The organism is Saccharopolyspora montiporae (assembly GCF_015209505.1).
Lineage (GTDB): Bacteria > Actinomycetota > Actinomycetes > Mycobacteriales > Pseudonocardiaceae > Saccharopolyspora > Saccharopolyspora montiporae.
Genome location: NZ_JADEYC010000008.1, coordinates 1 through 23,547 on the forward strand (window position 1 = coordinate 1; position 23,547 = coordinate 23,547).

The 23,547-nt window shown below is 71.2% G+C and carries 22 protein-coding genes; 9 read left to right on the forward strand and 13 right to left on the reverse strand.

Going from position 1 to position 23,547, the window contains the following annotated elements; all coding sequences use genetic code 11:
* The 5 genes from IQ251_RS05205 to IQ251_RS05225 form a co-directional block, all read right to left on the reverse strand.
* The coding region (locus IQ251_RS05205) for a hypothetical protein (RefSeq protein WP_193927303.1) at positions 1–1,454 on the reverse strand (1,454 nt) is incomplete at its 3' end.
* Complete coding sequence (locus tag IQ251_RS05210) at positions 1,430–2,233, reverse strand: ABC transporter ATP-binding protein (protein WP_228046183.1); 804 nt, start codon at positions 2,231–2,233, stop codon at positions 1,430–1,432. The genes IQ251_RS05210 and IQ251_RS05205, both read right to left, overlap by 25 nt.
* Positions 2,234–3,169: 936 nt before the next feature.
* The gene (locus IQ251_RS05215) at positions 3,170–3,538 is read right to left on the reverse strand and encodes a hypothetical protein (RefSeq protein WP_193927304.1); all 369 of its coding nucleotides are present in this window, start codon (positions 3,536–3,538) and stop codon (positions 3,170–3,172) included.
* Between the two features lie 259 nt (positions 3,539–3,797).
* Positions 3,798–4,295, reverse strand: a complete 498-nt coding sequence (locus IQ251_RS05220) for a hypothetical protein (protein WP_193927305.1) — start codon at positions 4,293–4,295, stop codon at positions 3,798–3,800.
* 1,427 nt (positions 4,296–5,722) lie between these two features.
* The gene (locus tag IQ251_RS05225; protein WP_193927306.1) at positions 5,723–5,962 is read right to left on the reverse strand and encodes a transposase family protein; all 240 of its coding nucleotides are present in this window, start codon (positions 5,960–5,962) and stop codon (positions 5,723–5,725) included.
* 187 nt (positions 5,963–6,149) lie between these two features.
* Here IQ251_RS05225 and IQ251_RS05230 point away from each other — a divergent pair, with 187 nt between their 5' ends.
* A complete protein-coding gene (locus tag IQ251_RS05230; RefSeq protein WP_228046184.1) occupies positions 6,150–6,545 on the forward strand; it encodes a hypothetical protein in 396 nt (131 codons plus the stop codon).
* A gap of 81 nt (positions 6,546–6,626) precedes the next feature.
* Here the strand turns inward: IQ251_RS05230 and IQ251_RS05235 are convergent, their stop codons facing one another.
* Both IQ251_RS05235 and IQ251_RS05240 read right to left on the reverse strand, forming a co-directional pair.
* The gene (locus IQ251_RS05235) at positions 6,627–7,319 is read right to left on the reverse strand and encodes a fasciclin domain-containing protein (protein WP_193927307.1); all 693 of its coding nucleotides are present in this window, start codon (positions 7,317–7,319) and stop codon (positions 6,627–6,629) included.
* A 90-nt stretch (positions 7,320–7,409) separates the two neighbouring features.
* On the reverse strand, positions 7,410–8,915 hold the full coding sequence (locus tag IQ251_RS05240; RefSeq protein ID WP_193927308.1) for a molybdopterin-dependent oxidoreductase: 1,506 nt from the start codon (positions 8,913–8,915) through the stop codon (positions 7,410–7,412).
* A gap of 203 nt (positions 8,916–9,118) precedes the next feature.
* On the opposite strand from IQ251_RS05240, the gene IQ251_RS20085 reads away from it, so the two are divergent.
* From IQ251_RS20085 to IQ251_RS05255, 3 genes are read left to right on the forward strand one after another with little or no spacing between them, the layout of a single operon-like run.
* Complete coding sequence (locus IQ251_RS20085) at positions 9,119–10,435, forward strand: molybdopterin-dependent oxidoreductase (RefSeq protein WP_370591217.1); 1,317 nt, start codon at positions 9,119–9,121, stop codon at positions 10,433–10,435.
* Positions 10,436–10,438: 3 nt separating this feature from the next.
* A complete protein-coding gene (locus tag IQ251_RS05250; protein WP_193927310.1) occupies positions 10,439–10,909 on the forward strand; it encodes a hypothetical protein in 471 nt (156 codons plus the stop codon).
* A gap of 40 nt (positions 10,910–10,949) precedes the next feature.
* The gene (locus tag IQ251_RS05255; protein ID WP_193927311.1) at positions 10,950–11,990 is read left to right on the forward strand and encodes an NAD-dependent epimerase/dehydratase family protein; all 1,041 of its coding nucleotides are present in this window, start codon (positions 10,950–10,952) and stop codon (positions 11,988–11,990) included.
* Positions 11,991–11,999: 9 nt separating this feature from the next.
* Here IQ251_RS05255 and IQ251_RS05260 read toward each other — a convergent pair whose 3' ends face one another.
* The 4 genes from IQ251_RS05260 to IQ251_RS05275 all read right to left on the reverse strand — a co-directional run bounded on the left by IQ251_RS05260 (position 12,000) and on the right by IQ251_RS05275 (position 17,237).
* A complete protein-coding gene (locus IQ251_RS05260; protein WP_193927312.1) occupies positions 12,000–12,635 on the reverse strand; it encodes a methyltransferase domain-containing protein in 636 nt (211 codons plus the stop codon).
* Positions 12,632–13,309 carry a TIGR04282 family arsenosugar biosynthesis glycosyltransferase gene (locus IQ251_RS05265; RefSeq protein ID WP_193927313.1) on the reverse strand — a complete coding sequence of 226 codons (678 nt, stop codon included), beginning with the start codon at positions 13,307–13,309 and terminating at the stop codon, positions 12,632–12,634. The genes IQ251_RS05260 and IQ251_RS05265 overlap by 4 nt, the downstream gene beginning before the upstream one ends.
* The gene (locus IQ251_RS05270; RefSeq protein ID WP_193927314.1) at positions 13,306–13,965 is read right to left on the reverse strand and encodes a glycosyltransferase family 2 protein; all 660 of its coding nucleotides are present in this window, start codon (positions 13,963–13,965) and stop codon (positions 13,306–13,308) included. The genes IQ251_RS05265 and IQ251_RS05270 overlap by 4 nt, the downstream gene beginning before the upstream one ends.
* 146 nt (positions 13,966–14,111) lie before the next feature.
* A complete protein-coding gene (locus tag IQ251_RS05275) occupies positions 14,112–17,237 on the reverse strand; it encodes an arabinosyltransferase domain-containing protein (RefSeq protein ID WP_193927315.1) in 3,126 nt (1,041 codons plus the stop codon).
* Between the two features lie 296 nt (positions 17,238–17,533).
* On the opposite strand from IQ251_RS05275, the gene IQ251_RS05280 reads away from it, so the two are divergent.
* The 4 genes from IQ251_RS05280 (at position 17,534) to IQ251_RS05295 (ending at position 21,623) form a co-directional block, all read left to right on the forward strand.
* Positions 17,534–17,965, forward strand: a complete 432-nt coding sequence (locus IQ251_RS05280) for an OsmC family peroxiredoxin (protein ID WP_193927316.1) — start codon at positions 17,534–17,536, stop codon at positions 17,963–17,965.
* A gap of 418 nt (positions 17,966–18,383) precedes the next feature.
* Positions 18,384–19,268: an SAM-dependent methyltransferase gene (locus tag IQ251_RS05285; RefSeq protein ID WP_228046185.1), complete on the forward strand. Its 885-nt coding sequence runs from the start codon at positions 18,384–18,386 to the stop codon at positions 19,266–19,268.
* Positions 19,269–19,348: 80 nt separating this feature from the next.
* Complete coding sequence (locus IQ251_RS05290) at positions 19,349–20,710, forward strand: cryptochrome/photolyase family protein (RefSeq protein WP_193927318.1); 1,362 nt, start codon at positions 19,349–19,351, stop codon at positions 20,708–20,710.
* Between the two features lie 76 nt (positions 20,711–20,786).
* Positions 20,787–21,623 carry an NAD-dependent epimerase/dehydratase family protein gene (locus IQ251_RS05295; protein WP_193927319.1) on the forward strand — a complete coding sequence of 279 codons (837 nt, stop codon included), beginning with the start codon at positions 20,787–20,789 and terminating at the stop codon, positions 21,621–21,623.
* Here the strand turns inward: IQ251_RS05295 and IQ251_RS05300 are convergent.
* Both IQ251_RS05300 and IQ251_RS05305 read right to left on the reverse strand, forming a co-directional pair.
* Positions 21,568–21,891: a MarR family winged helix-turn-helix transcriptional regulator gene (locus IQ251_RS05300; protein WP_193927320.1), complete on the reverse strand. Its 324-nt coding sequence runs from the start codon at positions 21,889–21,891 to the stop codon at positions 21,568–21,570. The genes IQ251_RS05295 and IQ251_RS05300 overlap by 56 nt on opposite strands.
* Positions 21,892–21,974: 83 nt before the next feature.
* Positions 21,975–22,877, reverse strand: coding sequence for a LysR substrate-binding domain-containing protein (locus IQ251_RS05305; protein WP_193927321.1), 903 nt, complete (start codon positions 22,875–22,877; stop codon positions 21,975–21,977).
* Between the two features lie 80 nt (positions 22,878–22,957).
* Between IQ251_RS05305 and IQ251_RS05310 the strand changes: the two genes are divergently transcribed.
* The gene (locus IQ251_RS05310) at positions 22,958–23,545 is read left to right on the forward strand and encodes a nuclear transport factor 2 family protein (RefSeq protein WP_193927322.1); all 588 of its coding nucleotides are present in this window, start codon (positions 22,958–22,960) and stop codon (positions 23,543–23,545) included.
* The last annotated feature ends 2 nt before the right edge of the window (positions 23,546–23,547 follow it).

Sequence of the window (23,547 nt, forward strand, 5' to 3'; positions counted from 1 at the left end):
AGCACGGGCAGCTCGGCGAGCAGGCCCGCGGTCAGCAGCGCGACGACCGGCACCGCGGCGATCACGAGCAGCAGCAGGAAGCCGAGGGTGCTGAGCCCCTTCAGGCAACCGCCACCCGTCCCGGATCCGCCGCTGGCGAACGGGTTGGCACCGCGGCCCTGCGGCAGCGGCACCGGCAGGTACACCGACTGCAGCACCACCAGGCCGGCACCGGTGCCCAGCAGCAGCGGCACCAGCGCGGTCAGCCAGGGCACGGACCCGGTGCTGCCGGTCACCAGCGGCCCGAGCACCGCGACCAGCAGCACGACCGGCGCGATCACGATCAGCCAGGCCAGCTGCCTGCCGCGCACGTCGGCGCGCGCGGCGCCCGGCACGACCGCGGTCAGCCACATCGCCGACCCGTCCATCGCGTAGAGGTTGGCCAGCTGGGACACGCCGAGCACGGCGACCCACAGTGCGGCGTAGGCGAACCCGGTGCTGCCGGCCCCGCCGACGATCAGCGGCATGAGCAATCCCAGCAGCACCGCGACCAGCAGCGCGGAACGCCGCCTGGCATCGCGCCGCCACGCGCGCAGTTCGCGGGTCACCACGGCACCGAGCGGACCGCGCGACGCGCTCGTCCCGTCCTTGCCGGTGCCACCGCGCGCGGACGAGGGACCGGCGCTGACCGCTGCGGTGGTCATCCGGCGCTGCAGCAACCGCGCCCACAGCAGGACCAGCAGCGCGGCGACCCCGGCCAGTCCCAGCAACGGCAGCACCGCGGTCAGCGGGTCCCCGGCCGCCGCGCCGCGCACCGCCAGCGCCGACCACCCGGTGGGCAGGGCGCGCAGCGTGGTTCCGGCGGCGCCGAGCCCGCCGGATTCCCCGGTCAGCAGCGGATCCAGCAGTCGACCGAGGAACTGCAGCGGCAGGAACGCCAGCGCGCCGAGCGAGGCCAGCAGGATTCCCACGTCCTGGCCGCGCCGGGAGGACAGCACGGCCGACAGGGCGGCGACCACCACCCGGGACAGCAGCACGACCACTACCAGCGCCAGCACCAGCCCGACCGCGCCGACCAGTGCCGGGAGCACACCGTGCTGCAGGCCGAGCCACACGTGCCCGGTGAAGGCCAGCGCGGTGACCAGCGGTGCGACCCCGACCAGCGAGGCCGCGCCCATCCCGGCGGCCAGCCGGGCCGGTGCGATCGGCAGCAGCGCGAAGTTCTCCGGGCGGATCGTCTCGTCCCCGCCGCCGAGCACGACCGGACCGGCGATCCAGCCCAGCGCCCAGATCGCGACCAGCACGGCCAGCAGGTCGGCCCCGGCGTCCGGGTCGGCGGGCAGCAGCGGCAGCACCGCGGTGCCCAACGCGCCGAGCAGCCCGTAGACCGCGCCGAGGACCAGCAGGACGACCTGCCGACCGCGCAGCGAGTTGCGCAGGACGGTCAGCTTCAGTCGGACGAAGACGCCAGCCACGACAGGCCCTCCGATCCCCCGGTTCGCGCGCCGACCAGGCGCACGAACGCGTCGTCCAGCGTGGTCTGCCCGCGGACGTCGTCCAACGTGCCCTGCGCGACCACGCGGCCCGCGGACATGACCCCGACGTGGTCGCAGAGCTGCTCGACGACGGTCATCACGTGGCTGGAGAGCACGACCGCACCGCCGCCCGCGGCGAACCGCTGCAGGATGGTGCGGATGGTGGTGGCCGAGACGGGGTCGACGGCCTCGAACGGTTCGTCCAGCACGAGCAGGCTCGGCGCGTGCAACAGGGCCGCGGCCAGCCCGATCTTCTTGCGCATGCCCGCCGAGTAGTCCACGACCAGGGTGCGGCCTGCGTCGTCCAGGTCGAGCACGGTCAGCAGTTCCGCGCTGCGCTGGTCGATCGTTGCCGCGTCCAGACCGCGTAGCCGACCGAGGTAGGTGAGCAGTTCGCGCCCGGTGAGCCGCTCCGGCAGGGACAACCCGTCCGGCAGCACGCCCAGCGCCTGTTTGGCGGCGACCGGGTCGGTCCACACGTCGGCGCCGAACACCCGGGCGTGTCCGGAGTCCGGGCGCAGCAGACCGACCGCCATGGACAGCGCGGTGGTCTTGCCGGCGCCGTTCGGGCCGACCAGGCCGAAGAACGAGCCGGGCGGAACGGTCAGGTGGGCGTCGTCGACGGCACGCGTGTCGCGGAAGGACTTGGTCAGCCCGTCCAGCACGAGCGCCGGACTTGCCCCGGGCGGTTCGGACATCGTCACGGTCTCCTGCGGCATCGCCGGCACGGTACGGCAACCGGGTCCCGGCGCGGGGCGGATTCACCGAGCAGGCGTCCGATTGCTCGCGGCAGCGTGCCCGTCACCGACCGCGGAGGACCAGCCGGATGGGAGCCACGGCACACGTGCGCACCACCACGCTGCGCAACGATGCGGATCAGGCACGGCGGGTCGGCGGGCGGGCTTGGAGCTCTCGACACGTTGGTGATCTCGGCTTGAGATGACTCGGGTGCTGGCTGCACCGTGGATCGTCTCCGACGAGCTGTGGGCCCGGATCGAGCCGTTGCTCCCGGTACGACCGGCGAGCCGAACGGGCCCGAAACCGCTGCCGGAAGACTCTCGCTCTGCTGCACCAGTTCCGACGCCTCGCCGAGCGCTGGGAGCACCGCACCGACATCCGCCACGGTTTCCTGGCCTTGGCCTGCAGCCTCATCGTCCTTGTGGGCTTACTGCAAAGCCTGATGCAGGTCCGGGGCCTGGTCGGCGAGCACGTCGATCACCCCGTCGAGAGAGCGGTACGCCGTGGCCCGTGAGATCCGGTGATCCCGACCCAATCGTTGCGGGTCGGCGCGGTCGCGAAACAAGCGTAGCCCCAGCACGGCCTGAAAAAAGAGGTCAGCGCACGCGTTCCCGCGCGGGTGCCCCGACGACGACGTTCGGCCCGCAGCCACGCCACCTGACCGGCGAGCTCGCGAGACACATCGCGGATGGCAGGATGAGCAATCATGGAGAGCCTTTGGTCATGGGGACTTGATCTTGTGGTGAGACCAGTCCTACCAGGGGCTCTCCGCCTCATCGCACCGCATCCATGCCACCGATCTCAGCGCCCGCTACTACCTCGTCGAGATCGCCTCACCGAACTACTCGCGGATTCTTCCACCGACTGAGGACACCGAACCGAGAGCTAGTCGGAACCGAATTTGCTCCCGTGCTCACTCACGGATTTCCTTGCGACGACCCCCTCTTCATCAAGGCCCATGCACCCAACAGCACCAGGCTGCAAATACCTGAAATCAGGAACGACCATGAGGCCGCTGCGGTGAAGTAGCGGCTTCCTGAGGACATCAATTCAATTCCTGTTCGCGTCACGAAAAGAATGACGAACGAGACGATGAAGCAGAGCACTGGACGTTGGTAGAGCCTTTCCATCGAGACGATGGCGGCGAGCGATCCGGCCAGGCCAACCCATGCATACTGGAGAGCCAGCGTAGGTGGAGCGAATATCAATCCAAGGAGAAAGGCGGCGACGATAATTGCGCAGCCAACAGCGAGCGACCGCCCTTTCAGGAGCTTTGTCGATGTCATCAAATCCCTACCAGCGACTTGTCAAACTCTCCAACGTCATCCGAATCGTCACCGCCGGCGACACTTGCGAATAACGTTCACGGCATCTGATTCGGAAGACGGTATTTGGCGGCTTGGTTCGATCAATTGCACCGAGCGCACGCGGCCTGCTGTGAACGTTCGCGAGATTGCAACCGCAGCAGCTTCACGCATCGGTGAGCACAGTCGCAGACCAACGATGGTCAGCACAGACCCGAAGTTCTAGCGCTTCGCAGACCGCTCAGGCCATACGCTTCTCCAGTGCCCGGTCGGTGAGTCCCCGCATTCTTCTCGCGGTTCTGTTCCGCTGGCACCCGTTGGCGGCGATGGAGTGCAGCAGGCCGTTGTACACCAGATCCCAGAGCGCCTGGTTCGCCATCAGGTCCAAAGTCCGCATTCCCACCTCGCGGCCCGATGAATCAATGAATACGATGAACGGGTCGCCCTGGTTCGCGAAGAGGTTGATATGCCGCAGCTCGTACGTCGCGACCCATGATCCGTCGCGGGTTTGCAGCCAGCCCGCTCCTGCGCGGCATCTGCGTTCCCTCCCGGCGTACATCATCAGCGATGCAGCGAGGGTGACGGCCACCCAAAAAACGGGGTACCGGGCCATGACGGATGTGGCATTCGGTCCCTCCAGAAGTGCCGCTAAGCTGAGGAGGACCACCGCCACGATGGCACCCCCGGTGACACCGCGGCGGATCACCCGAAACATGGAGGGGCGTGCTGCGACGAGCACCGGCCCCATGCAACTCGGAGGTAGCGCGGTCCGATTCGCTTCGCTTTCAGCGCGGGCATCGGCGGCGATGTGGGCTACGGACCCTCCCCGCTCGCGCAGGCTCCGACCCGGTGCGCGAGGCGGCCACGGAAGCCCGGTAACCGAATCAGGTGCTTCCGGGGGGCGGGCATCGTCAAGATCCATATTCCATCCGTGATCGCACTTCGGAAAATTGACTATTGCGACAGGCTAGCATGGTGTCACAAGAAGTTGCGCGGAAAACCTCACTGGTCATCGCAGCCCTTGGATCGGTCTTCCTTCTGTTGCAAGAGCGATGATCGCCTGTGGGCTGCTTTCATGATCAACCGGGGGTCACCACAGCGACACCACAGGTTAAAGAACAAGCTAACATTCTTCAGGTTCCATCATGTGGTATAGTATATTTAGGTTTCGTAGTCCGTTTTTGGGGTTAGCTTGAGTCGAGATAACCGGAGAGCCTCCCCATCGCTGCTGGTAGCACACAGCCGTCAGAGAGCCCTGAGGTACGGCGTCGCCCCTTCGGTGATCGCGTTGGCCTGCTTCATTGCGGCGATGTCCGTACAGTCAAGCCATAGTGAGAGTGCACACTTAGCTCGACAGGTCTTTTTTGCGCTCTCTGCCTCACTAATTGTCTTTGCGTCTTCATCTTGGGCTCAGTACTTTTCATTTACCCGGATGCTGATACTGTGGACTGCCGACCAAGCAGAATCCTTCATGCCTCGACAGAATTTCGTTCATGCGGCAGAAACGCTAATTTTCGTGGTCGTATCGTTTCTAATTCTGGCAATCTTCCAGGATTATTTGGGTGGAATCCCTCTCGCTTTTTGGTCGATTTTGACATTGGCTGCCGCCACGCTAGTCCAATCAACATGGGTTGCGATCTGTGTTTCCCGGGAAAGGAAAGCGCTCCGGAATAGTCATTAATTGGCTCTTGGTGTCGTGTTTGACCAAGCCATATAGGCTGTTTCTTCCTGAGAAACTGAACGTTTTCTACTTGGGTTCAGCATGCGTGGATGAGGGGTGCGGACGGCGTCGACGAGGCGGGTCGTCTGCCGGGGGCTGGAGCGGACTTTGCGGTGAGCTGGGCGTTCGCGCGCTCACCGGGACCGCGCATCCGAGCGTGCGCTGTGTTGACGGCCCTTTTCGTTGGCTGACAGTCGCCGACGACGCTGGCCGCTCTCCGGACCGCGCGGTGGGCGACGGTGCGGGACTTCGACATTCGCACCCGCGCCGCGGTAGGCGCTCTCGGCGATCACTCGCACCCCAGCAGCTTCAGCGCAGCGAGCAGGCCGTGTCCCGTCGATGATCACGAACGCCTTCCGGCGGGCTATCTCGATCACCATGTCCAGGGGTGTGGCCATCGCGGCGAGCACGTCGAGAGCTTCGCGGAGAGAGCGAAACACCGTCGCTCATCCGATCCCGAACCCGCTCGCGAGATCCGCGTAGGTCTCACCTTTGCGCAGGCAGGCCAGCACCAACAACGCCTGTTGCCCGGCATCGAGGCGACGCCAGCGGGTTCGGCGTGCGTGCCGCTCGTGCCGTAAGGCCTCGGCCCGTACGTTCAGCGAGCGAGTGAACACCGACATCGACGACGGGTAAGAAAGCACCTCGAAGCTCCTGGTCGGGACAGAGTTGATCGAGACAATCACTCCTCCTACCAGGAGCTTCGTCACTTCCCCCGACCAGCCTCACCAGCACCGCAACCCGACCCAGCCAAGTGGAAAACGTTCACTATAGATCTACCCGACTTTCTTGCGCGGGCGCGGTAAAGGTGCTGTCGACTGTCCACACCTCCCTGGTCGCGCGGGCGCGCAACACCGGGGTTGCCGACCTGCTTTGGCCGACGGCCAAGCGGCCCAGCGCCTGGGCCGCGACCGCGATGACTACCGGCTGTGCTTCGGACCGACCAACGTCAACATCTGGTCGGTCGGTCTGGCGGTCGAGGCGATGGACGGCACTGAGGCGGTCAAGCGCGCCGAACGGTTCGACATCCCGCCGCACACCCAGCGCGAACGCGCAGGCCACCACTGGATCGACGTCGCGCGCGGCTTCCTGCTGCACGGCGACCACGACAAGGCGACCCGCAGCCTGTACCGGGCCAAGGAAACCGCGCCACAGCAGGCGAAATACCACCCGATGGTCCACGAAACCATCCGTACGCTGGCGCGCGCCCGCCGCCGAGCCGATCCCGTCGCACACCTGGCCACCTGGGCGGGGGTGCGGAACACCTAACCGGCGGGCGGTCCCGACACCCGCACGACCGCGAGGGACGCAGCGGAACCTCGCGGTCGGCGGCTGATCCGGGCCGGGTCATCACTGCTCGGGCATCAGCACCTCGTCGATGACGAAGACCGTGGCGTTGGCCGTGGGAACGTTGCCGCACAGCACCCGGGCACCGTTCACGGTCATCTCTTCCCCGGAGCCGGCGACCTGCAGCTGCTGGCCCTGCTGGGTGTCGACGGTTCCGGCCGCGGCCAGATCGTCGGCGGTCATCCGCTCACCGACGACGTGGTAGGTGAGCACGTCGGTGAGCATCTGCTTCTGGGCGGGGTCGGTGAGCAGGGCGTCGAGCTGCTCCGGCGGGATCGCGTCGAAGGCCGGGTCCGCGGGGGCGAACACGGTGTAGCCGGCGCCGGTGTCGTTGAGCGTGTCCTGCAGACCGGCGGACTCGACGGCCGCCGTCAGCTTGGTCAGCAGCGGGTTGTTGCCTGCCGCGGTGCCGACCGGGTCGTCGAGCATGCCCTGCACCGATCCCGGGTCGGCGGGGTCGGACGGGACGTCGGCGCAGCCGGGTCCGAACACGTCGTCGGCGGTGGTCTGCCCCTGCTGAGTGCCGGCGCCGTCGCCGGAATTCCCGTCACCGCCCTGTTCCGGGGCGTCAGCGGGCGGTGGCGGGGCCGCCTGCCCGGTCTCGGGTTCGTCGGCGCCTGGGCTGCCGCAGGCGGACAGGGTCAGCGCGGCGGCGGCCAATGCACCGGTGATCACGGTCGAACGTGTTGAAAGCATGGAGAACCTTCCCGTTCCGGGCCCTCGGTCGGGACCCGTGGAGTATTCGGTTCGACTGATCGTTCGGATTGGCCCGATTCGCGGGATTTTTCAGTTCCGGGCGGTGCAGAACACCGAGTGATGCCCGGTGGCCCCGTCCGGAACGGTTCCCTGCCGCCACCTGGTCTGCGTGCGCCCGGTCCGGTCCGTGGCTCGGCTGCGGATCTCGTGGCCGCCGGGCGGCAGGTCGACCTCGATCCGCCACATGCGCCAGGTGTGTCCGCTGACCTCCGCGGACAGGTCGGCGCTGCGCCAAGGGCCGTCGTCGACGGAGACCTCGACCTGCCGGATTCCGTGCGGTTGGGCCCAGGCCACGCCGGCGACCGTGGTGCGTCCTGCGGCCAGGGCGTCGAACGGGCGCGGGCGGTCGATGCGCGACTGGGTCTTGATCGGTGCGTGCTCGGCCCAGCCCCGCTCTTCCCAGTAGGTGACCTCGTCGAACGTCGTGAGCTTCAGGTCCACGAGCCACTTGGTGGCCGAGAGGTAGCCGTAGAGGCCGGAGGTCACCATCCGCACGGGGTAGCCGTGCTCGGCGGGCAGCGGTTCCCCGTTCATCCCGTAGGCCAGCAGGGCCGGCCGGGCCGGGTCGGTGACCGCGTCCAGTGGTGTCCCCGCGGTGTAGCCGTCGCTGCTGGTGCTGAACAGCTGCTCGGCACCGGGCAGCACGCCGGCTTCGGCGAGCACGTCGGCGATCGGCACCCCGGTGAACTCCGCCGTGGACACGTACGGGCCGCCGACCTCGTTGGACACGCAGGTCATCGTGATGGGCACGGTTTCTCGCGGACGCCGCAGCAGGTCGGCCAGGTCGATGTCCCGTTCCCGCTCGACCATGCCGTGCACGCGCAGCCGCCACGAGCCCGCATCGAGGCGCGGCACGGTCAGCGCGGTGTCGACGCGGTAGAAGTCCGCGTTGCGGGTGTGGAAGCGCGGTGTGCCCAGCCGGGCGAAGTCCGTTCCCGAACGGGCCGGGGTCAGCGGCGGGATGCGTTCGCGCAGCGCCCGATCCGCGGTCCGCGCGGCCGTGCCGGTACTGGAGGCGAGGGTGCCCGCTGTGCCCAGCACGACGGCACCGGCTCCGAGCGCACCGGCCGAGAGCAGGAAGTCGCGCCGCCCGCGGTCGCCGCAGTCCCGGCGCTGCCCGCGGACCAGCACGGTGAACGCCAGGACGCCGATCCCGGTGGCCAGCAGCGACGGGAGCACGCCGAGCGGTCCGAGGTCCGGACGTGTCGCGGCCGCCACCGAACCGAGCAGGCCGAAACCGGTGATGAGCACGACGCCCGGTAGCGGGCCGCGGCGGGACAGCAGTCCGGCCGCGGCGGCCAGCACCAGCACGGTCACCGCCATCCCGGCGAGCAGCACGGTCTTGTCCTGCTCACCGAACTGGCGGACGGCGAATTCCTTGAGCGGTCGAGGTGCCAGGTCGATGGCGGAGCTGCCCACGGCCAGGAACGGGGACGCGTTCGGGGCGGTGGTCGCGGCGAGCAGGTGTCCGGCCGCGAGGGCGACCGCCGCTGCGAGCACACCGCTGAGCGCGCGTCGTCCGGGATGTCTTCGCATGCCGGTGATTCGGAGCCGGGCTGTTCCCGGCTGGGGCTTCCCGCGGAGTGATCGGTGCGCGGTCGGGCGTGTTCGTGCGCCGCCGGTCGCGATCCGCGACCTAATTTGTGCGGATGAGCCGCCCGCCGAGGGGCAGTCCGCGCGGCGCTCGGCTCCGAACGGCGGGCAGAACACCTCGAACCCGGAGGAAACGCAGGAGGACCGTGTCGGCGACCGATGACGACGGGGAGACGGGCTTTCCCGCGCGCTTCTGGCGAGCGCTGGCCCGGCACCGCCCGCCGGGAACGGGGCGCAGCAGGCTGTGGCGCAGCCCGCTGCGCGGACCCTGGCTGACCTCGGTGTTCGGCATCGTCCTGCTGGTCGGTCTGCCGCTGGTGGCCATCACCGGTCTGCTGTCCTACGCGGCCTACTCGCCGCAGTTCGGGCAGGCGATGCCGGCCGAGGTGGGTTGGTTGCGGTTGCCGCGGTTCGACTGGCCGACCCGGCCGAGCTGGTTGTACCGGTTGACGCAGGGCGTGCACGTCGGGCTCGGACTGGTGCTGGTGCCGGTGGTGTTGGCCAAGCTGTGGTCGGTGGCGCCGAAACTGCTCGCGTGGCCGCCGGTCCGCTCGGTGGCCGGGGTGCTGGAACGGGTCGCGATCCTGCTGCTGGTGGGCAGCGTGCTGTTCCAGATCGTCACCGGCGTGCTCAACATCCAGTACGACTACGTGTTCGGGTTCAGCTTCTACACCGGGCACTACTACGGCGCGTGGGTGTTCGTCGGGTCGTTCGCGCTGCACGTGGTGCTGAAGCTGCCGCGGGCGGTGCGCGCGTTGCGGTCCCGGTCGTTGCGCCGGGAGTTGCGGACCTCGCGGGCGGACACGCGGCCGGAGGAGTCGGCGGGGCAGCTGGTGGCGGCCGAGCCCGCGGAACCCACCCTGTCCCGGCGGGGGGCGCTGGCGTTGACCGGGGGCGGTGCGGTGCTGGTGGCCGGGTTGACCGCCGGGCAGACCCTGGGCGGTGGGCTGCGCGGTACGTCGCTGCTGCTGCCGCGCGGTCGCGAACCCGGTCCGGGTCCGAACGGTTTTCCGGTCAACCGCACCGCGTCCGCGGCGGGCGTCGAGGAGGTGGCCGGTGATCCCGGCTGGCGGCTGGAGCTGCGCGGGGCGCGCGGCGTGGTGCTGGCGCTGGCGGATCTGCGTGCTCTGCCGCAGCACGCGGCGCGGTTGCCGATCGCCTGCGTGGAGGGTTGGTCGACGACGCAGAACTGGTCCGGGGTGCAGCTGCGGCGGTTGGCGGTGCTGGCGGGTGTCCCGGAACCGTCCGCGGCGCACGTGGTGTCGTTGGAACGCGACGGGGCGTTCGCGCAGGCGAGCTTGCAGGCCAACCAGGTGCTGGATCCGGATGCGCTGCTGGCGCTGCGGGTGAACGGTGCGGACCTGTCGCTGGATCACGGTTTTCCCGCGCGGATCATCGTTCCCGCGCTGCCCGGGGTGCACAACACGAAGTGGGTGTCGGCGATCGAGTTCGAGGAGGGATGAACCGTGCTCGCGGCGTTCCGGCGCGCTTACGGGGCCGCGTGGTGGCACGCGGTGCTGGTGCTCGGCTGCCTGGCGCTGACCGCGCTGGTCGTGGGCCGGGTGTGGCCGGAACCGCTGTCCGGGCTGGTGCTGCTGTGGTTCGGGGCGTGCGTGCTCGTGCACGATCTCGTGCTGCTGCCCGCGGTTTCGTCGCTGGACCGGTTCCTGACCTCGCTTCCCCGTCCCCGGGTTCGGGTGGTCAACCATCTCCGCGTGCCGTTGCTGGCTTCCGGGTTGCTGCTGCTCATGTTCCTGCCGGGTATCGCGCAGCAGGGCACCGAGACGCACCTGGCCGCCACGGGGATGGACCAGGGTCCGTACTTCGCCCGGTGGTTGTGGCTCAGCGCCGCGTTCGCCGTGCTCAGCGCGCTGTGCTACGTGCTGCGGGTGCTGGTGCACCTGGTCGGGCGGCGCACCGCCGGGCCGGGCAGGTGAGGGCCATATCGTCGACAATGCCGTGAATACGGGAGGAAATGTGCGGGTTCTGATCACCGGAGGTGCGGGCTTCATCGGCTCGCACGTCGCCGACCTGCTGGTCGCTCAGGGGCACGAGGTGCGCCTGCTGGATGCGCTGCTGCCCGCGGCGCACCAGGGCGGGTTAGTTCCGTCCTATGTGTCCCATCACGAGTTGGTGCGCGCGGACCTGGCCGACACCGAGTCCCTGCGCGACGCACTGTCCGATGTGGACGCTGTGTGCCATCAGGCCGCGATGGTCGGCCTGGAGACCGGTGTCGCGGACATGTCCGCGTACGTGCAGCACAACGATCTGGGCACGGCCCGGCTGCTGACCGCGATGGCCGAACGGTCGGTGCCTCGGCTGGTGCTGGCCGGTTCGATGGTCGTCTACGGCGAAGGTCGCTACCGCTGTACCGGGCACGGACCGGTGCGTCCCGGTCCCCGGGCCGCGGGCGATCTGGAAGCCGGCGTGTTCGAACCGCGGTGCCCGGAATGCGCTGCGCTGCTCGAACCGGGTCTGGTTCCCGAGGACGCCTCGGTGGATCCGCGCAACACCTACGCCGCCACGAAGCTCACCCAGGAGCATCTGGCGGCGACGTGGTCCCGGCATACGGGTGGCAGCGCGGCAGTGCTGCGCTACCACAACGTGTACGGACCGCGGATGCCGCGGGACACCCCGTACGCCGGGGTCGCCTCGCTGTTCCGCTCGGCGCTGGCCGCGGGCAGGGCGCCCACTGTGTTCGAGGACGGCGGGCAACGCCGCGATTTCGTGCACGTCGCGGACGTGGCTCGCGCCAACCTCGCCGCGCTGCGGGACGGTCCGCCCGGTTTCCGGGCGTACAACGTGTGCTCGGGCCAGCCGCGCACGATCCTGGACATGGCCCGCGCGCTGTCCGCGGCGGCGGACGGACCGGAACCGGTGGTGACCGGCGACTACCGGCTCGGCGACGTGCGGCACATCGTCGCCGACCCCGCCCGAGCGGCCGAAGAGCTGGGTTTCCGCGCGCGGCGCGATTTCGCCGCGGGCATGGCGGAGTTCGGCGCCGCGCAGCTGCGCTGACCGGCCGGGTCAGCAACCACCTCCGTCCGGAACGTCCTCGCTGCGCACCATTTCGACGAACCAACGTCCGGATCGGTGCGCGGTGCGCAACGCGCCCAGCCGCGCGGACTCGCCGAGCTCGACGATGGTGCGCGGATCGGCTTCGGCCCACGGGAACCACGGTCCGGCCTGCAGGTGCGCCCGGCCGCACCGCAGCCCGGTTCCCGGGGGCGCCGCTTCGACCAGTGCCGAGCCACCGGGACCGAGCAGGTCGTGCACCCGGGTGAGCAGTCGCTGCGGGTCGCCACCGATGCCGATGTTGCCGTCGATCAGCAGCACGTGCTGCCAACGCCCTTCGTCGGGCACCGGTGCGAACACATCCGCGCGCACCGCCGAACCACCGCGTTGCCGGGTCAGCCGCACCGCGGTGGCCGAGGTGTCGATGCCCAGCACCCGCACCCCGCGGTGGGCGAGGCCGGAGGTGAGCCGGCCGGGGCCGCACCCGACGTCGAGCGTGGCGCCGCGGCAGCGATCGAGCAGGTCGCCGTCCACCGCGTCCGGGGCGCGCCGCCACTTGCGTACCGCGAGTTCGGCGAGGTGCCCGTCCTCGAACTCCAGGACGCCGCTTCCGGTCAGCAGCACGTGGTCGAAGGTTCCGCCGGTCATGCGGGTTCTTCCGTGCAGGCGTCGACCGCGGTGGCGAAACGTGATCCCGGGACCCCGGCGGCGACTCGCACCGCGTCGTCCACGGTGTCCACATCGGACATCATGGGCAGGGTGCGCACCCGGAGTCCGGCTTCGCGCAGTGCCTTTTCGGTGCGTTGCCCGGTGTCCTCGCGGGACATGGGGACCTCGCGCAGCACCGCGGCGGCGCGCGGATCGCGCAACCCCAGCGCCCACCAGCCACCGTCCGCGGCCGGGCCCAGCACCGCGTCCGGGCCGCCGGGTTCGCGCAGACCGCCTGCGCACTCGGTCACGAGGTCGGGGGCGAGTTGCGGGGTGTCCATGCCGATCTGGAACACCGGCCCGCCGGTGGCCGCGCCGACCCTGGTGTGCGCATCGGCGAGCCGCTCCCCCAGCCCGCCGCCGCGCTGCGTGAGCACGGCGGTGCGGGCCAGCGCCGCGGAGATCTCTGCTGCGTGCACCGCGTTCGCGGTGTCTCCGGTCCAGGCCACGAACGTCGGCGGCCCGGGGACTCGGCCCAGCGCCTGCAGGGTGTCCAACAGGCTGGCGGCGGCGATCTCGGCGGCGGCGGCGTCGCCGACGGCCGGAGCGAGCCGGGTCTTGGCGCGGCCGGGTTCCGGGGCTTTGGCCACCACGAGCATTGCGGGGAAGGTCATCGCAGCACTCCCCACATGTCGCGCACTGCCCGCATCGTGCCGCGCACCGAACCGGTGACCTTGGACCGGCCCGCGGTGCGCGGGCGGTAGTCCATCGGGATCTCTTCGATGCGCCAGCCCGCGCGCCCGGCGCGCAGCAGCAGTTCCAACGGGTACCCGAAGGCGCGGTCGGTGATACCGAGCGCGAGCAGATCGGCCCGGCGGGCGACGCGGACGGGCCCGAGGTCGTGCACCGGGACGCCGAGCCGGCGCAACCGCCAGGCCAGCACCACGTTGCCCGCCCGGGCATGCCACGGGAAGGCCGTGCGGTCCGTGGGCACCCGCCGCCCGACCGCCAGTTCTGCCCTGCCGTCGCGGACCGGTTCGACCAGTGCGGGCAGGTCGGCGGCGGCGATGGAGCCGTCGGCGTCGACCACGCAGACGATGTCGCCGTCCGCCTGCTCCAGTCCGGTGTGCACGGCCGCCCCGTAGCCCGGGCGCGGTTCGCGCACCACGGTGGCCCCGGCCTGCTCGGCCACCTCGGGCGTGCCGTCGGTCGAACCGTTGTCCACCACGAGCGGGCGCAGGCCCGGCTGCGCGGCGATCGCGGCGAGCACGGCCGGGAGCGCCTCGGCCTCATCGAGGCACGGCAGCACGACGGTCACCGGGTGCGGCATGGCCGTGCTCCGCGGCGGTCACCGGAGGCGGGCCCGCTCGGTGGCAGGGCGTTGTGCATGGCGGTTCCTCTCTGCTCGCACCGACCGGCGCGGCGCACCGGTCCTTATGCGTGGTTCGGAACCGCGCCTCCCGCGGACGGGTGGGATCAGCGCTGTTCCGTCCCGTACCCGAGGACCGCGGGCGGACCCTGCCAGCCCCACTGCCAGCGCTGCCCGGTGCGGGTGTCGTAGGCGTCGCGGTCGACCGGGTAGCTGACCTGCACGAACCGTCCCCAGTCTGCGTACTCGGGGCGTTGTTCGCTCCCGCGCAGTCGGGTGGGCACCTCTTGGCTCTGCCCGAGTTCGTCCACCCCGGCGAAGCTCCCGCCGACCTCGCGCAGGTAGGCCGCGCGGCCGTCGAATCCGAGGTCGGCGGGCGGGTTGACCAGCGCGGTGGGTGCTTCGGCCAGGCCGCCGGCCACGCGGGGCCCGTTCCGCACGCACGGGGCGGCCCAGACCATCGACCAGTCCACGTAGGTGGATTCCCCGGCGGTGACGGCGGGCAGCAGCGGTTCGGTCTGCCGCAGCCGCGGGCCGGTGACCGCCAACCATCCGCCGGGATCGGCGGTGCCGTCCACGGCGCGCACCCGCACGGTGTCGGCCCCGGACGGGATGTCCTCGGCCGGTACCCGCAGTGGGCGCCATTCCGGATCGTCCTGGGGCACGTCCTCCACCACGCGCTCGGACGGGTAGGTGGTCCGCTCGGCGCGGCTGCGCGCGGTGTCGTCGAGCACCCGGTCGCCGAGCTGTTCGACCGTCCCGCCCGCAGCGCGCTTCCCGAACTGGAGCACCAGCCGGTTGCCGTCGCCGGTGCGCCCGGCGGCGTTGACCACGAGCTCCTGCCCGTCGGCCACGCGCGGCAAGCCGAACCAGGCCGAGGTCAGCTCGCCCGTCGACAACGCACCACCGCCCGCGCTGCCCCACAGGTGGCTCGCCGGTCCGCTGCCCGGTTCGGCCGGTGGCGGGGATCCGTCCGGGTAGCCGCCCTGCGCGGTGAATCCGGTCATGTCGTCCGTGCCGCGCTCCGGTGCCAGCACGCCGCCGGGGACCTCACGGGTCAGCAGCACGTCGTCGAGGATGCCGCACCCGCCGCCGGACAGGTGGTCGATGTGCTGCCCGCCGACCGAATAGCCGCCGGACTGCCGGATCGGGGCCACGGCGAACGAGATCAGCACGACCAGGACCCCGGTCAACACCGCCACGACGGTCAGCACCGCGGGCAGCTGCACCAGCGCGGCACCCGGGTTCCGGCGCCGCCACCACCCTGCGGCCAGGGCCACCGCCGCCACGGCCAGCCACAGCAGTGGGCTGTTCAGCGGGGTGAACGGGTGCTCGTCTCGCGGAACGCCGTAGTGCGAGAACAGGAACCAGCTGTTGCGGCCGGAGAACACCAGCGCGGCGGCCACGATCACGGCACCCGCGCCGCAGGCGCCGATGAGCCGCGCGGCTCGCTGGGCGGACCACTCGCGCGCCGCGACGGCGATGAGCACGAGTGCGGTCACGAGTCCCGCGGCGCCGAACCCGGCCAGCGAGCCGAAGTAGTGCGTCCACTTCGACGGGGTCAGCCACAGCAGCGCGAATCCGACGGCCACCGCCCCGATCGGTACGTAGCTGTTCGGCATGCCCGGCAGGCCGCGAGCACCTCGGGCCAGCAGCAGCGCCGCGCATCCGCCCGCGACGATCGTGAGCAGCACCGGCAGCCTGCGGGCCAGCCCGCCCTGCTCGGTGAAGCCCAGCAGCCGCTCGTAGCGCTGGATCTCCTCGAACCAGGACACGTCCGGGCCGTAGAACCGGTGCAGCTCGGTCGCGCGGGTGGCGCCGAACCAGGACTGGTCGGCGAACATGGCCACCACACCGACGGCGGCGACGGCGCCCAGCAGCGCGAGCACGGCCGCCGGGACCAGCCACGACGTCTCCCCCGTTCCGCGCACCGTGCGCCAGATCCGGGGCGCGAGCAGCACGACCGGGGCCAGTGCCACGATGCCGACGGGGTTGACCGCCACGGTCAGCCCGGCCGCCAGCGCGCCGAGCCCGAGCAGGCCGAGGCCGCTGCCGTCCGGGCGGCCGGTGGCGCGCAGCACGCAGGCGAGCACGGCGGTGCTGCCCAGGGCCACGAACGGTTCGGGGCGCACGCCGAGGTTGAACGGCAGCCACCAGGCCAGCAGGGCCAGCGCGGTCAGCGCCCGCACGACCAGCAGGTGCGCGTGCCGCGGGAGCAGCACCGGCAGCACCGCCCGGGTGAGCAGCAGCCACACCGCCGCGGCGGCCACGGTGCTGGGGATGCGCAGGACCAGCGGGTTGGCCTCCAGCGCCACCAGCGGTTGCACCAGGTGCAGCACGAGGGTGAACGGGGATTCCGCCGCGTTCTCCCAGCGGTAGTAGTTCGTGAACGCGCCGGAGTTCAGCGCGTTGCGCACGATGCCCTCGGTGAAGCCGTCGTCGGGTGTGCGTGGACCGAGCACCGCCCAGCCACCGAGCACCGCGAGCACGGCGGCGTCGACGCCCGCGCGCACCCGGCGTCCGCAACGTCCCGGTGCGCGCACGCGTTCGTCCGCGGCCGCCCGACGCGCGCGTCCCGCGAGCACCAGCAGGCCCAACGCGGCGGCGGCGAGCACCAGTTGTCCGCCGATCAGCACGAGTTTTCCCGTCGTGGGCGAGCTTTCGAACCAGGTGCTCGTCTCGGCGCGGACCTGCACGCCCGCGGCGTCCTCGGGTGCCAGGTCGGTGGCGAAGGCGACGATCTCGCGCACGTGGTCCTGCCCGAGGTCGGTCCTGTCCGCACCGACCTGCAGCGCGCCGCCGCTCGGCGAGGTGCTCAGCCGGGTGGTGCAGTCCCCGGCGGGGACCGGTTCGCGGTGGACTTCGCGCCCGCCGACCTGCACGACCAGGTCCCGCTCGCCGGTGCTGACGGTGAAGCCCTCGTTGGCGGTCCCGGACAGGTGGCTGCTGACCACGGTCGTCGGTTCGGCGCGGTCGGCGGCGGCCTGCACGACCGCGCAGGGCACGCGCACGTCGAGCTGGGCGGGCGCGTACGGGGTGAAGAACGCGGTCGTGGACGCCGGTTCCCGCCCCTGCTGCGGCCAGGTCACCTCGGTGGTGTCGGCCTGCACGGGTGCGAACGGGATAGCGAGGGCGGTCAGCGCGCCCAGCAGGCCGAGCAGCAGGGCGAGGGCTGCGGGACGTCCTGCGCGCGAGCCGAACCGCGCGCGGTCGGCGGAGTGGTTCACCGGCACGCGGTCACGTTCTCACGCCCGCGCCAGATCCGGCGGCGGGTCGCGACGGGGCGATCCGATCCGGAACCGGGGTCCGATCCGCACCTGCCGGCCTCTGCAGACACGCCGTGCGCTGGGCCGGACGCGGCGACGATCCGCGTCGCGCGCCTCGGCGGGCGGGTCGCGGTTCGGAGCGCACCACTCGGTGGACTGGTGGGTGCGGGGTGAGTCTTCCGACCGATTGACGCGGCGAGCGGTCGGGTACCACGGATGATGTGCTGGCTGCGACCAGCCGACGACGCGAGAGGAGACCAACGATGGCCGACCGCAACGCCACGACCGCGTGGCAGGGGGATCTGAGCTCGGGAACCGGCACGGTGACGCTGGAATCGTCGAACGCCGGCCAGTTCCCGGTGTCCTTCGCGACGCGCACCGAGGATCCGCACGGGCAGACGAGCCCGGAGGAGCTGATCGCCGCGGCGCACTCGTCGTGCTACAGCATGCAGCTGTCCGGGCTGCTCACCGAAGCGGGCCATCCGCCGGAGCGCATCGACACCAGCGCGGAGGTGACACTGGCGCCCAGCGGCGGCGGGTTCGCGATCACCGGGATCGCGCTGATCGTGCGCGCGACGGTGCCCGGGGCCGACGACGCCGCGTTCCAGCGGGCCGCCCAGCAGGCCAAGGAGATCTGCCCGGTGTCGGCGGCGCTGACCGGTACCACGATCACACTGGAAGCGTCGCTGAGCTGAGCGGTGCGGGTGCCGCGGGCGCATGCGGTCCGCGGCACCGGCTCGGTCACAGCGAGCGACCCGCCGCGGTGAACAGCTCCGCGCAGCGCGCCATGAGCTCGGACTCGGTGACCTCCAGAGCCCGGACGTCCACGCGGACAGCTGCGCGGAATCCCCGCTCCCCGAGTCGGATTCGGCCCGTTCCGGACTGCTGATCACCATCATCAGCACTCCTTGCACCGGGATCGAATACCCGGAGTGCTCGCCGAGCGCGGAGCTCTTCCCGCCCGGGGCGCGCCCGCACGCACGGACGGAGGCCGCTGTCGCCCGCCCGCGCGGCCATGTCATGATCACCCGACCGGGGCAGTCGGGGCGGTCCCGGGCAGCAGTGCACCGCAGCGGCCCCGCAGGAGCCGACCAGCCAGCGCACGGAGCCACCTTGAGCGAATCGGGCACCCGCCTCCCGCAGGACATCGACACGAGCACACCGAGCATCGCGCGGGTCTACGACGTGTTCCTCGACGGCAAGGACAACTTCGCGGTAGACCGCGAGGTGCACGACCGGATCGTGGCCATCGAACCGCTCGCCGACACCGCAGCGCAGGCGAACCGGCTCTGGCTGCGCCGCGCGGTCAAGTGGCTCGCCGGAACCGCCGGGGTGGACCAGTTCCTGGACGTGGGCTCGGGTCTGCCGACCGCGGACAACACGCACCAGATCGCCCAGCGCGCCAACCGCGAGGCGACCGTGGTCTACGTCGACAACGATCCCTCGGTGTGCGCGCACGGCCGTGCACTGCTGACCGACAACGAGCGCACGAGTCTCGTCGCCGCCGACCTCACCAAGCCGCAGGAGGTGCTCGGGCACCCGGACGTGACCCGGGTTCTCGACTTCAGCAGGCCGATCGCCCTGCTGCACTGCGGCACGCTGCACCACGTCAGCGACGAGCAGCAGCCGCGGGCGATCATGCAGGAGTACGTCCGGGCACTGCCGGACGGCTCCTACGTGGGCATCACGCACTTCTTTGACCCGGCCGACGATCCGCACACCGACGAGGCCGAACGCACCCGGCTCTCCGCGAAGGCGCGGGAGATCCAACGCGGTTTCCAGACCGCGATGGGCACCTGCTTCTTCCGCGGCCACGCGGAGGTGAGCGGTTTCTTCCCGGGACTTCAGATGCTGCCCGCCGGGCCGGACCCCGCCGGATCGGGCCTGTGCGAAACCACGGCGTGGTGGCCGGAAGGCCCGGTGCAGGGCCAGCGTAGCGATCTGCGGTTGCTCGGCGGGGTCGGCCGCAAGCCCGGCGCGGAACCCGGCCGGGTCTGAGCGGGCGCGCCGCGTTGCACCGCGTGGCGCCGGATTCCTAGGCTCCGCCGGTTCGCGCCGCACCGAGCCCGGAGATCCCGTTGCGCAGTTCCGCCGAGACGTCCGTCGCCGTGTTCACCCGCGATCTGCGGGTGCAGGACAACCCGGTGCTGTGCGCCGCGGCGCGTGCCGAGCGGCTCGTCGCGCTGTTCGTGCTCGACGACGCGGTGCTCGGCGGCCCGCTCGGCACCTCTCCGAACCGGGCCGCGTTCCTGGCCGAGAGCCTCGCCGACCTGGACGCGGCACTACGCGACCGGGGCGGCCACCTCGTGGTCCGCCGCGGGGACGTGGTGGCCGAGACCCGTGCGGTCGCCGCGGCGGCCGCAGCGCACCGGGTGCACATCGCCGCCGACGTCAGCGGGTATGCGCAGCATCGCACCGAGGCCCTGGACGCCGCCCTGCGCGCGGACGGGCGCGCGCTGGACGTGCACGCCGCCTCGGTCACCGCGGTGGAACCGGGCGCGGTGACCCCGGCCGGCAAGGACCACTTCGCGGTGTTCACGCCATACCACCGCAGGTGGGCGGGCGTGAACAAGCGCAGTCCGCTACCCGCGCCGAACACGTTGCGCTGCGCGGACGTTCGGGGGCGGGCGTTGCCGACGGCCGGGGAGCTGTGCTCCGGCGCGCCCTCCCCCGCGCGACCGCGCGGAGGAGGGCGGCAGGCCGACCGGCTGCTGGGCGAGCAGGTGCGCACCGCGGCAGGATACGAGTCCGCCGCCGACGATCTCGCCGCCGACGCCACCTCGCGGCTGTCGCCGCACCTGCACTTCGGTTGCGTGTCCGCGGTCTCGGTGCTTCACGCGGTGGGTGCGGACTCCCCGGCGCTCGCCCGGCAGATCGCCTGGCGCGACTTCCACCACCAGGTGCTGGCCGCCCGGCCGTCCTGCGCGCAGCGTGACTACCGCGACCGCGGGGACCGCTGGCGCACGGACCCGGCCGCACTGCGGGCCTGGCAGCAGGGTCGCACCGGATACCCCATCGTCGACGCCGGGATGCGCCAGCTGCTGCACGAGGGCTGGATGCACAACCGGGCGCGGCTGATCACCGCGAGCTTCCTGACCAAGACGCTGTACCTGGACTGGCGCCGCGGGGCCGCGCACTTCCTGGAGCTGCTCGTCGACGGGGACATCGCCAACAACCAGCTGAACTGGCAGTGGGTCGCCGGAACCGGCACCGACACCCGCCCGAACCGGGTGCTCAACCCGCTGGCGCAGGCCGCCAAGTACGACCCGCGCGGTGAGTACGTGCGCCGCTACCTGCCGGAACTGGCCGGGATCTGCGGGTCCGCGGTGCATCGTCCGTGGCGGTTGCCCGACGGGCAGCGCGCCGAGCTGGACTACCCGGAGCCGATCGTCGATCTCGACGCGGGTGCGCACCGGTTCCGCACCGCACGCGGGGCGTGACCCGCGCCCGGGTACGGTCGGGTCCGGACGCTGCCAGGGAGCCGTGGGCGAGTGCGGGAATGACGGAGGTGCGGGGATGACGGTGCTGCTGGCCGGCTGCGGCAAGCTCGGTTCGGCCGCGGGCCTGCGGTTCGCGGAGCTGGGGCACCCGGTGACCGCGCTGCGCCGCCGACCGGAACTGGTGCCCGAACCGCTGCGCGGGATGCGCGCTGACCTGACCGCAGGCCCACCGGAGATCCCGGGCGCACCGGACATCGGCATCGCGGTGATCGCGCTGACCGCGGACGACCGCACTGCACAAGGCTATTCGCGGACCTATGTGGACGGTCTGCGCAACCTGTTGGACGGCCTGGACCGCAGCGACGCGCGGCCGAGCCGGGTGCTGCTGGTCTCGTCCACCGCGGTCTACGGCGAGCAGCACGGCGCCCGGGTGGACGAATCCACCCCGCCCGCACCGTCTTCCGCGACGGCGCCTGCCCTGGTGGAGGCCGAACGCGTGCTGCACGAGCGGTTTCCGGAGGCGATCGTCCTGCGGCTGTCCGGCATCTACGGCCGACCGAACGCGCGCACGCTCGACCGCATCGCGGCCGGGGGCACGACCGCGGACCCGGACCACATCACCAACCGGATCCACCAGGACGACGCGGCCCGCGCGATCGTGCACCTGACCACCGAGGTGCCGCGGCCGGCGAACGTCTACCTCGGATCAGATGACCTGCCGGTGGATCAGGCCGAGCTGCACCGCTTCCTGGCCGCGGAGCTCGGCGCGCCGCCGCCGGCCGAGCAGCGCGCCGATCCGCCCGCGCCCACCGGCAAACGTTGCGTGAACGACCGGTTGCGCCGGTCCGGTTTCACCTTCACCTACCCCACGTTCCGCGAGGGCTACCGGGCGCAGATCGCCGCCCGCCGGTGACCGATCGGCTCTGCTGGCCGTCCCGGGATCCGGCAGCGTACTCGTGCAGCACGGCCGTGGCATCGCGCAGGAAGTCGAGCACGGTCGCGGCCTGCTGCTCGTCGAGGCACTCGGTGATCCGGGCGAAGTCCTCGACGATCGGCGCGAGTGCCGCGGCCACCTCGCCCCGGGCGTGCTCGGTGGCCTGCAACGCGATCCTGCGCCGGTCGTCCGGGTGCGGTTCGCGCGCGAGGTGGTCGACGGCCACCAGCCGGTCCACCAGCGCCAAGCCACACCGCCCGACCGCTGCGGTTCGTCGGCGACGTCGGGGCGCGGCGTAGTGTAGTCCCGCGAGCATCGGGCCTCGCGACGTCAGCCGGCGTTCTGCCGATCCCGAGAGGGCTGCCTTCGGCCGCCGAGGTAGGCGCGGACGGGTCCTGACGTCTCGTCCGGTCTGCTCACGGTCACGACCGTGAGTGCAGACACGGTGTCTCGCACCGGCCGGTAGGCGATGCCCGGAAGTGCGATGCGTTCCGTCGCTGCGGGGACGAGTGCCACTCCTGCTCCAGCCGAGGCCAGGGAGAGGACGGAAAGCGTGCTGGCCAGCCGGTGGATACGCGCCCCAGCATCTCGCCCGTGGCTGCCCAGCCGGGCCAGTACGGTTTCGTCGTCCTCACCGGCCGCGTACACGATGAGGTCTTCTCCCGCCAGATCGGCTGTGTCGACCGACGACGTGGCGGTCAGCGCGTGATCGTGCCGTACGGCGACCGACACCGGCGTCTGCGTCCGCGGGGTGAGCGTGAGGTCGTGCACATCGCCGAGTTCGAGGTCCGGGGCGTAGCCGACGTCGATCGTCCCCTCGCGGACACCGCGCACCTGGGCGGCGGGCGGCAGTTCGGTCAGCTCGACCTCCACACGCGGATGCGCGCGGCGGAACTCCCGCAAGTCCTCGGACAGGACGCCTTCCAGCGCAGCGACCCCGGAGAAGCCGAGCCGCACGGAGCCGAGGTCGCCGCTCGCGGACTGCCGGGCGACGGTCAGGGCGCGATCGGCCTGGTCCAGTGCCCGGTGAGCCTCGACCAGCAGGGCTTCCCCGGACCCGGTGAGCTCCACGCGGCGGCTCGTCCGGGCGAACAGGGGACCGCCCACCTCACGTTCCAGCCCCCGCACCTGCGTGCTCAGCGTGGACTGGGTCACGTGTAGCCGCGCCGCAGCACGCCCGAAGTGGCGCTCCTCGGCGACGGCCACGAAGTAGCGGAGATGGCGCAGTTCCATGACTCTCCCATCGTTTCGAACGATCGATTCATCGTATCCATGCATTTGATCGATCGGTCGTGCCGGCGGACCCTGGACGCATGGCAGCGACAGCGCAGGATCGTCAGGACATAGCCGACCTCATGACCGGCTGGATCCACCGCGATCTCGGCGAGTGGGACGAACTCCGCGATCTGTTCCACCCGGACGCACGGATCGCGATCACCTGGTTCGAGGGCCCGGCCTCGGAATTCGTCGACGCGTCCGCGGAGATGGGCGCGTCCGATCTCCGCACCAAGCATCTGGTCACGGCACCGGTGGTGACCTTCTCCGCGGACGGAACGCGCGCGTTCAGCGAGACCAACGCCGTCATCGTCGGCGAGAACGTCGAGCTCGCCCTCGGCTGCAACACCCACTCCCGGTTCCTCGACCGGCTGGAGAAGCGCGACGGAGCCTGGCGCATCGTCGAACGCGGAGCCGTGTACGACTTCGCGACCTTCACCTACCCCGCCGGCCTCGTGCACGTCGATCAGGAGGCGCTGTCCCAACACCCGCGCGAGTACGGAGCGCTCGCCTACCTGCTGGAGGCCAGCGGCTTCCCGGTCCGACGGGCCTTCCCGGTCAAGGGCGGCGAGCAGGAGCGGGACATGAAGCGGAGGGCCCTCGACTGGGTCCACGGAAAGGATTGATC

Excerpts from the sequence above, each read along its gene's own strand:
- IQ251_RS05235 (WP_193927307.1), bottom strand. The coding sequence starts at position 7,319 with ATGCTTTCAACACGTTCGACCGTGATCACCGGTGCATTGGCCGCCGCC.
- IQ251_RS05295 (WP_193927319.1), top strand. The coding sequence starts at position 20,787 with ATGACGGTGCTGCTGGCCGGCTGCGGCAAGCTCGGTTCGGCCGCGGGC.
- IQ251_RS05260 (WP_193927312.1), bottom strand. The coding sequence starts at position 12,635 with ATGACCGGCGGAACCTTCGACCACGTGCTGCTGACCGGAAGCGGCGTC.
- IQ251_RS05270 (WP_193927314.1), bottom strand. The coding sequence starts at position 13,965 with ATGCCGCACCCGGTGACCGTCGTGCTGCCGTGCCTCGATGAGGCCGAG.
- IQ251_RS05280 (WP_193927316.1), top strand. The coding sequence starts at position 17,534 with ATGGCCGACCGCAACGCCACGACCGCGTGGCAGGGGGATCTGAGCTCG.
- IQ251_RS05305 (WP_193927321.1), bottom strand. The coding sequence starts at position 22,877 with ATGGAACTGCGCCATCTCCGCTACTTCGTGGCCGTCGCCGAGGAGCGC.
- IQ251_RS05215 (WP_193927304.1), bottom strand. The coding sequence starts at position 3,538 with ATGACATCGACAAAGCTCCTGAAAGGGCGGTCGCTCGCTGTTGGCTGC.
- IQ251_RS05210 (WP_228046183.1), bottom strand. The coding sequence starts at position 2,233 with ATGCCGCAGGAGACCGTGACGATGTCCGAACCGCCCGGGGCAAGTCCG.
- IQ251_RS05265 (WP_193927313.1), bottom strand. The coding sequence starts at position 13,309 with ATGACCTTCCCCGCAATGCTCGTGGTGGCCAAAGCCCCGGAACCCGGC.
- IQ251_RS05240 (WP_193927308.1), bottom strand. The coding sequence starts at position 8,915 with ATGCGAAGACATCCCGGACGACGCGCGCTCAGCGGTGTGCTCGCAGCG.
- IQ251_RS05310 (WP_193927322.1), top strand. The coding sequence starts at position 22,958 with ATGGCAGCGACAGCGCAGGATCGTCAGGACATAGCCGACCTCATGACC.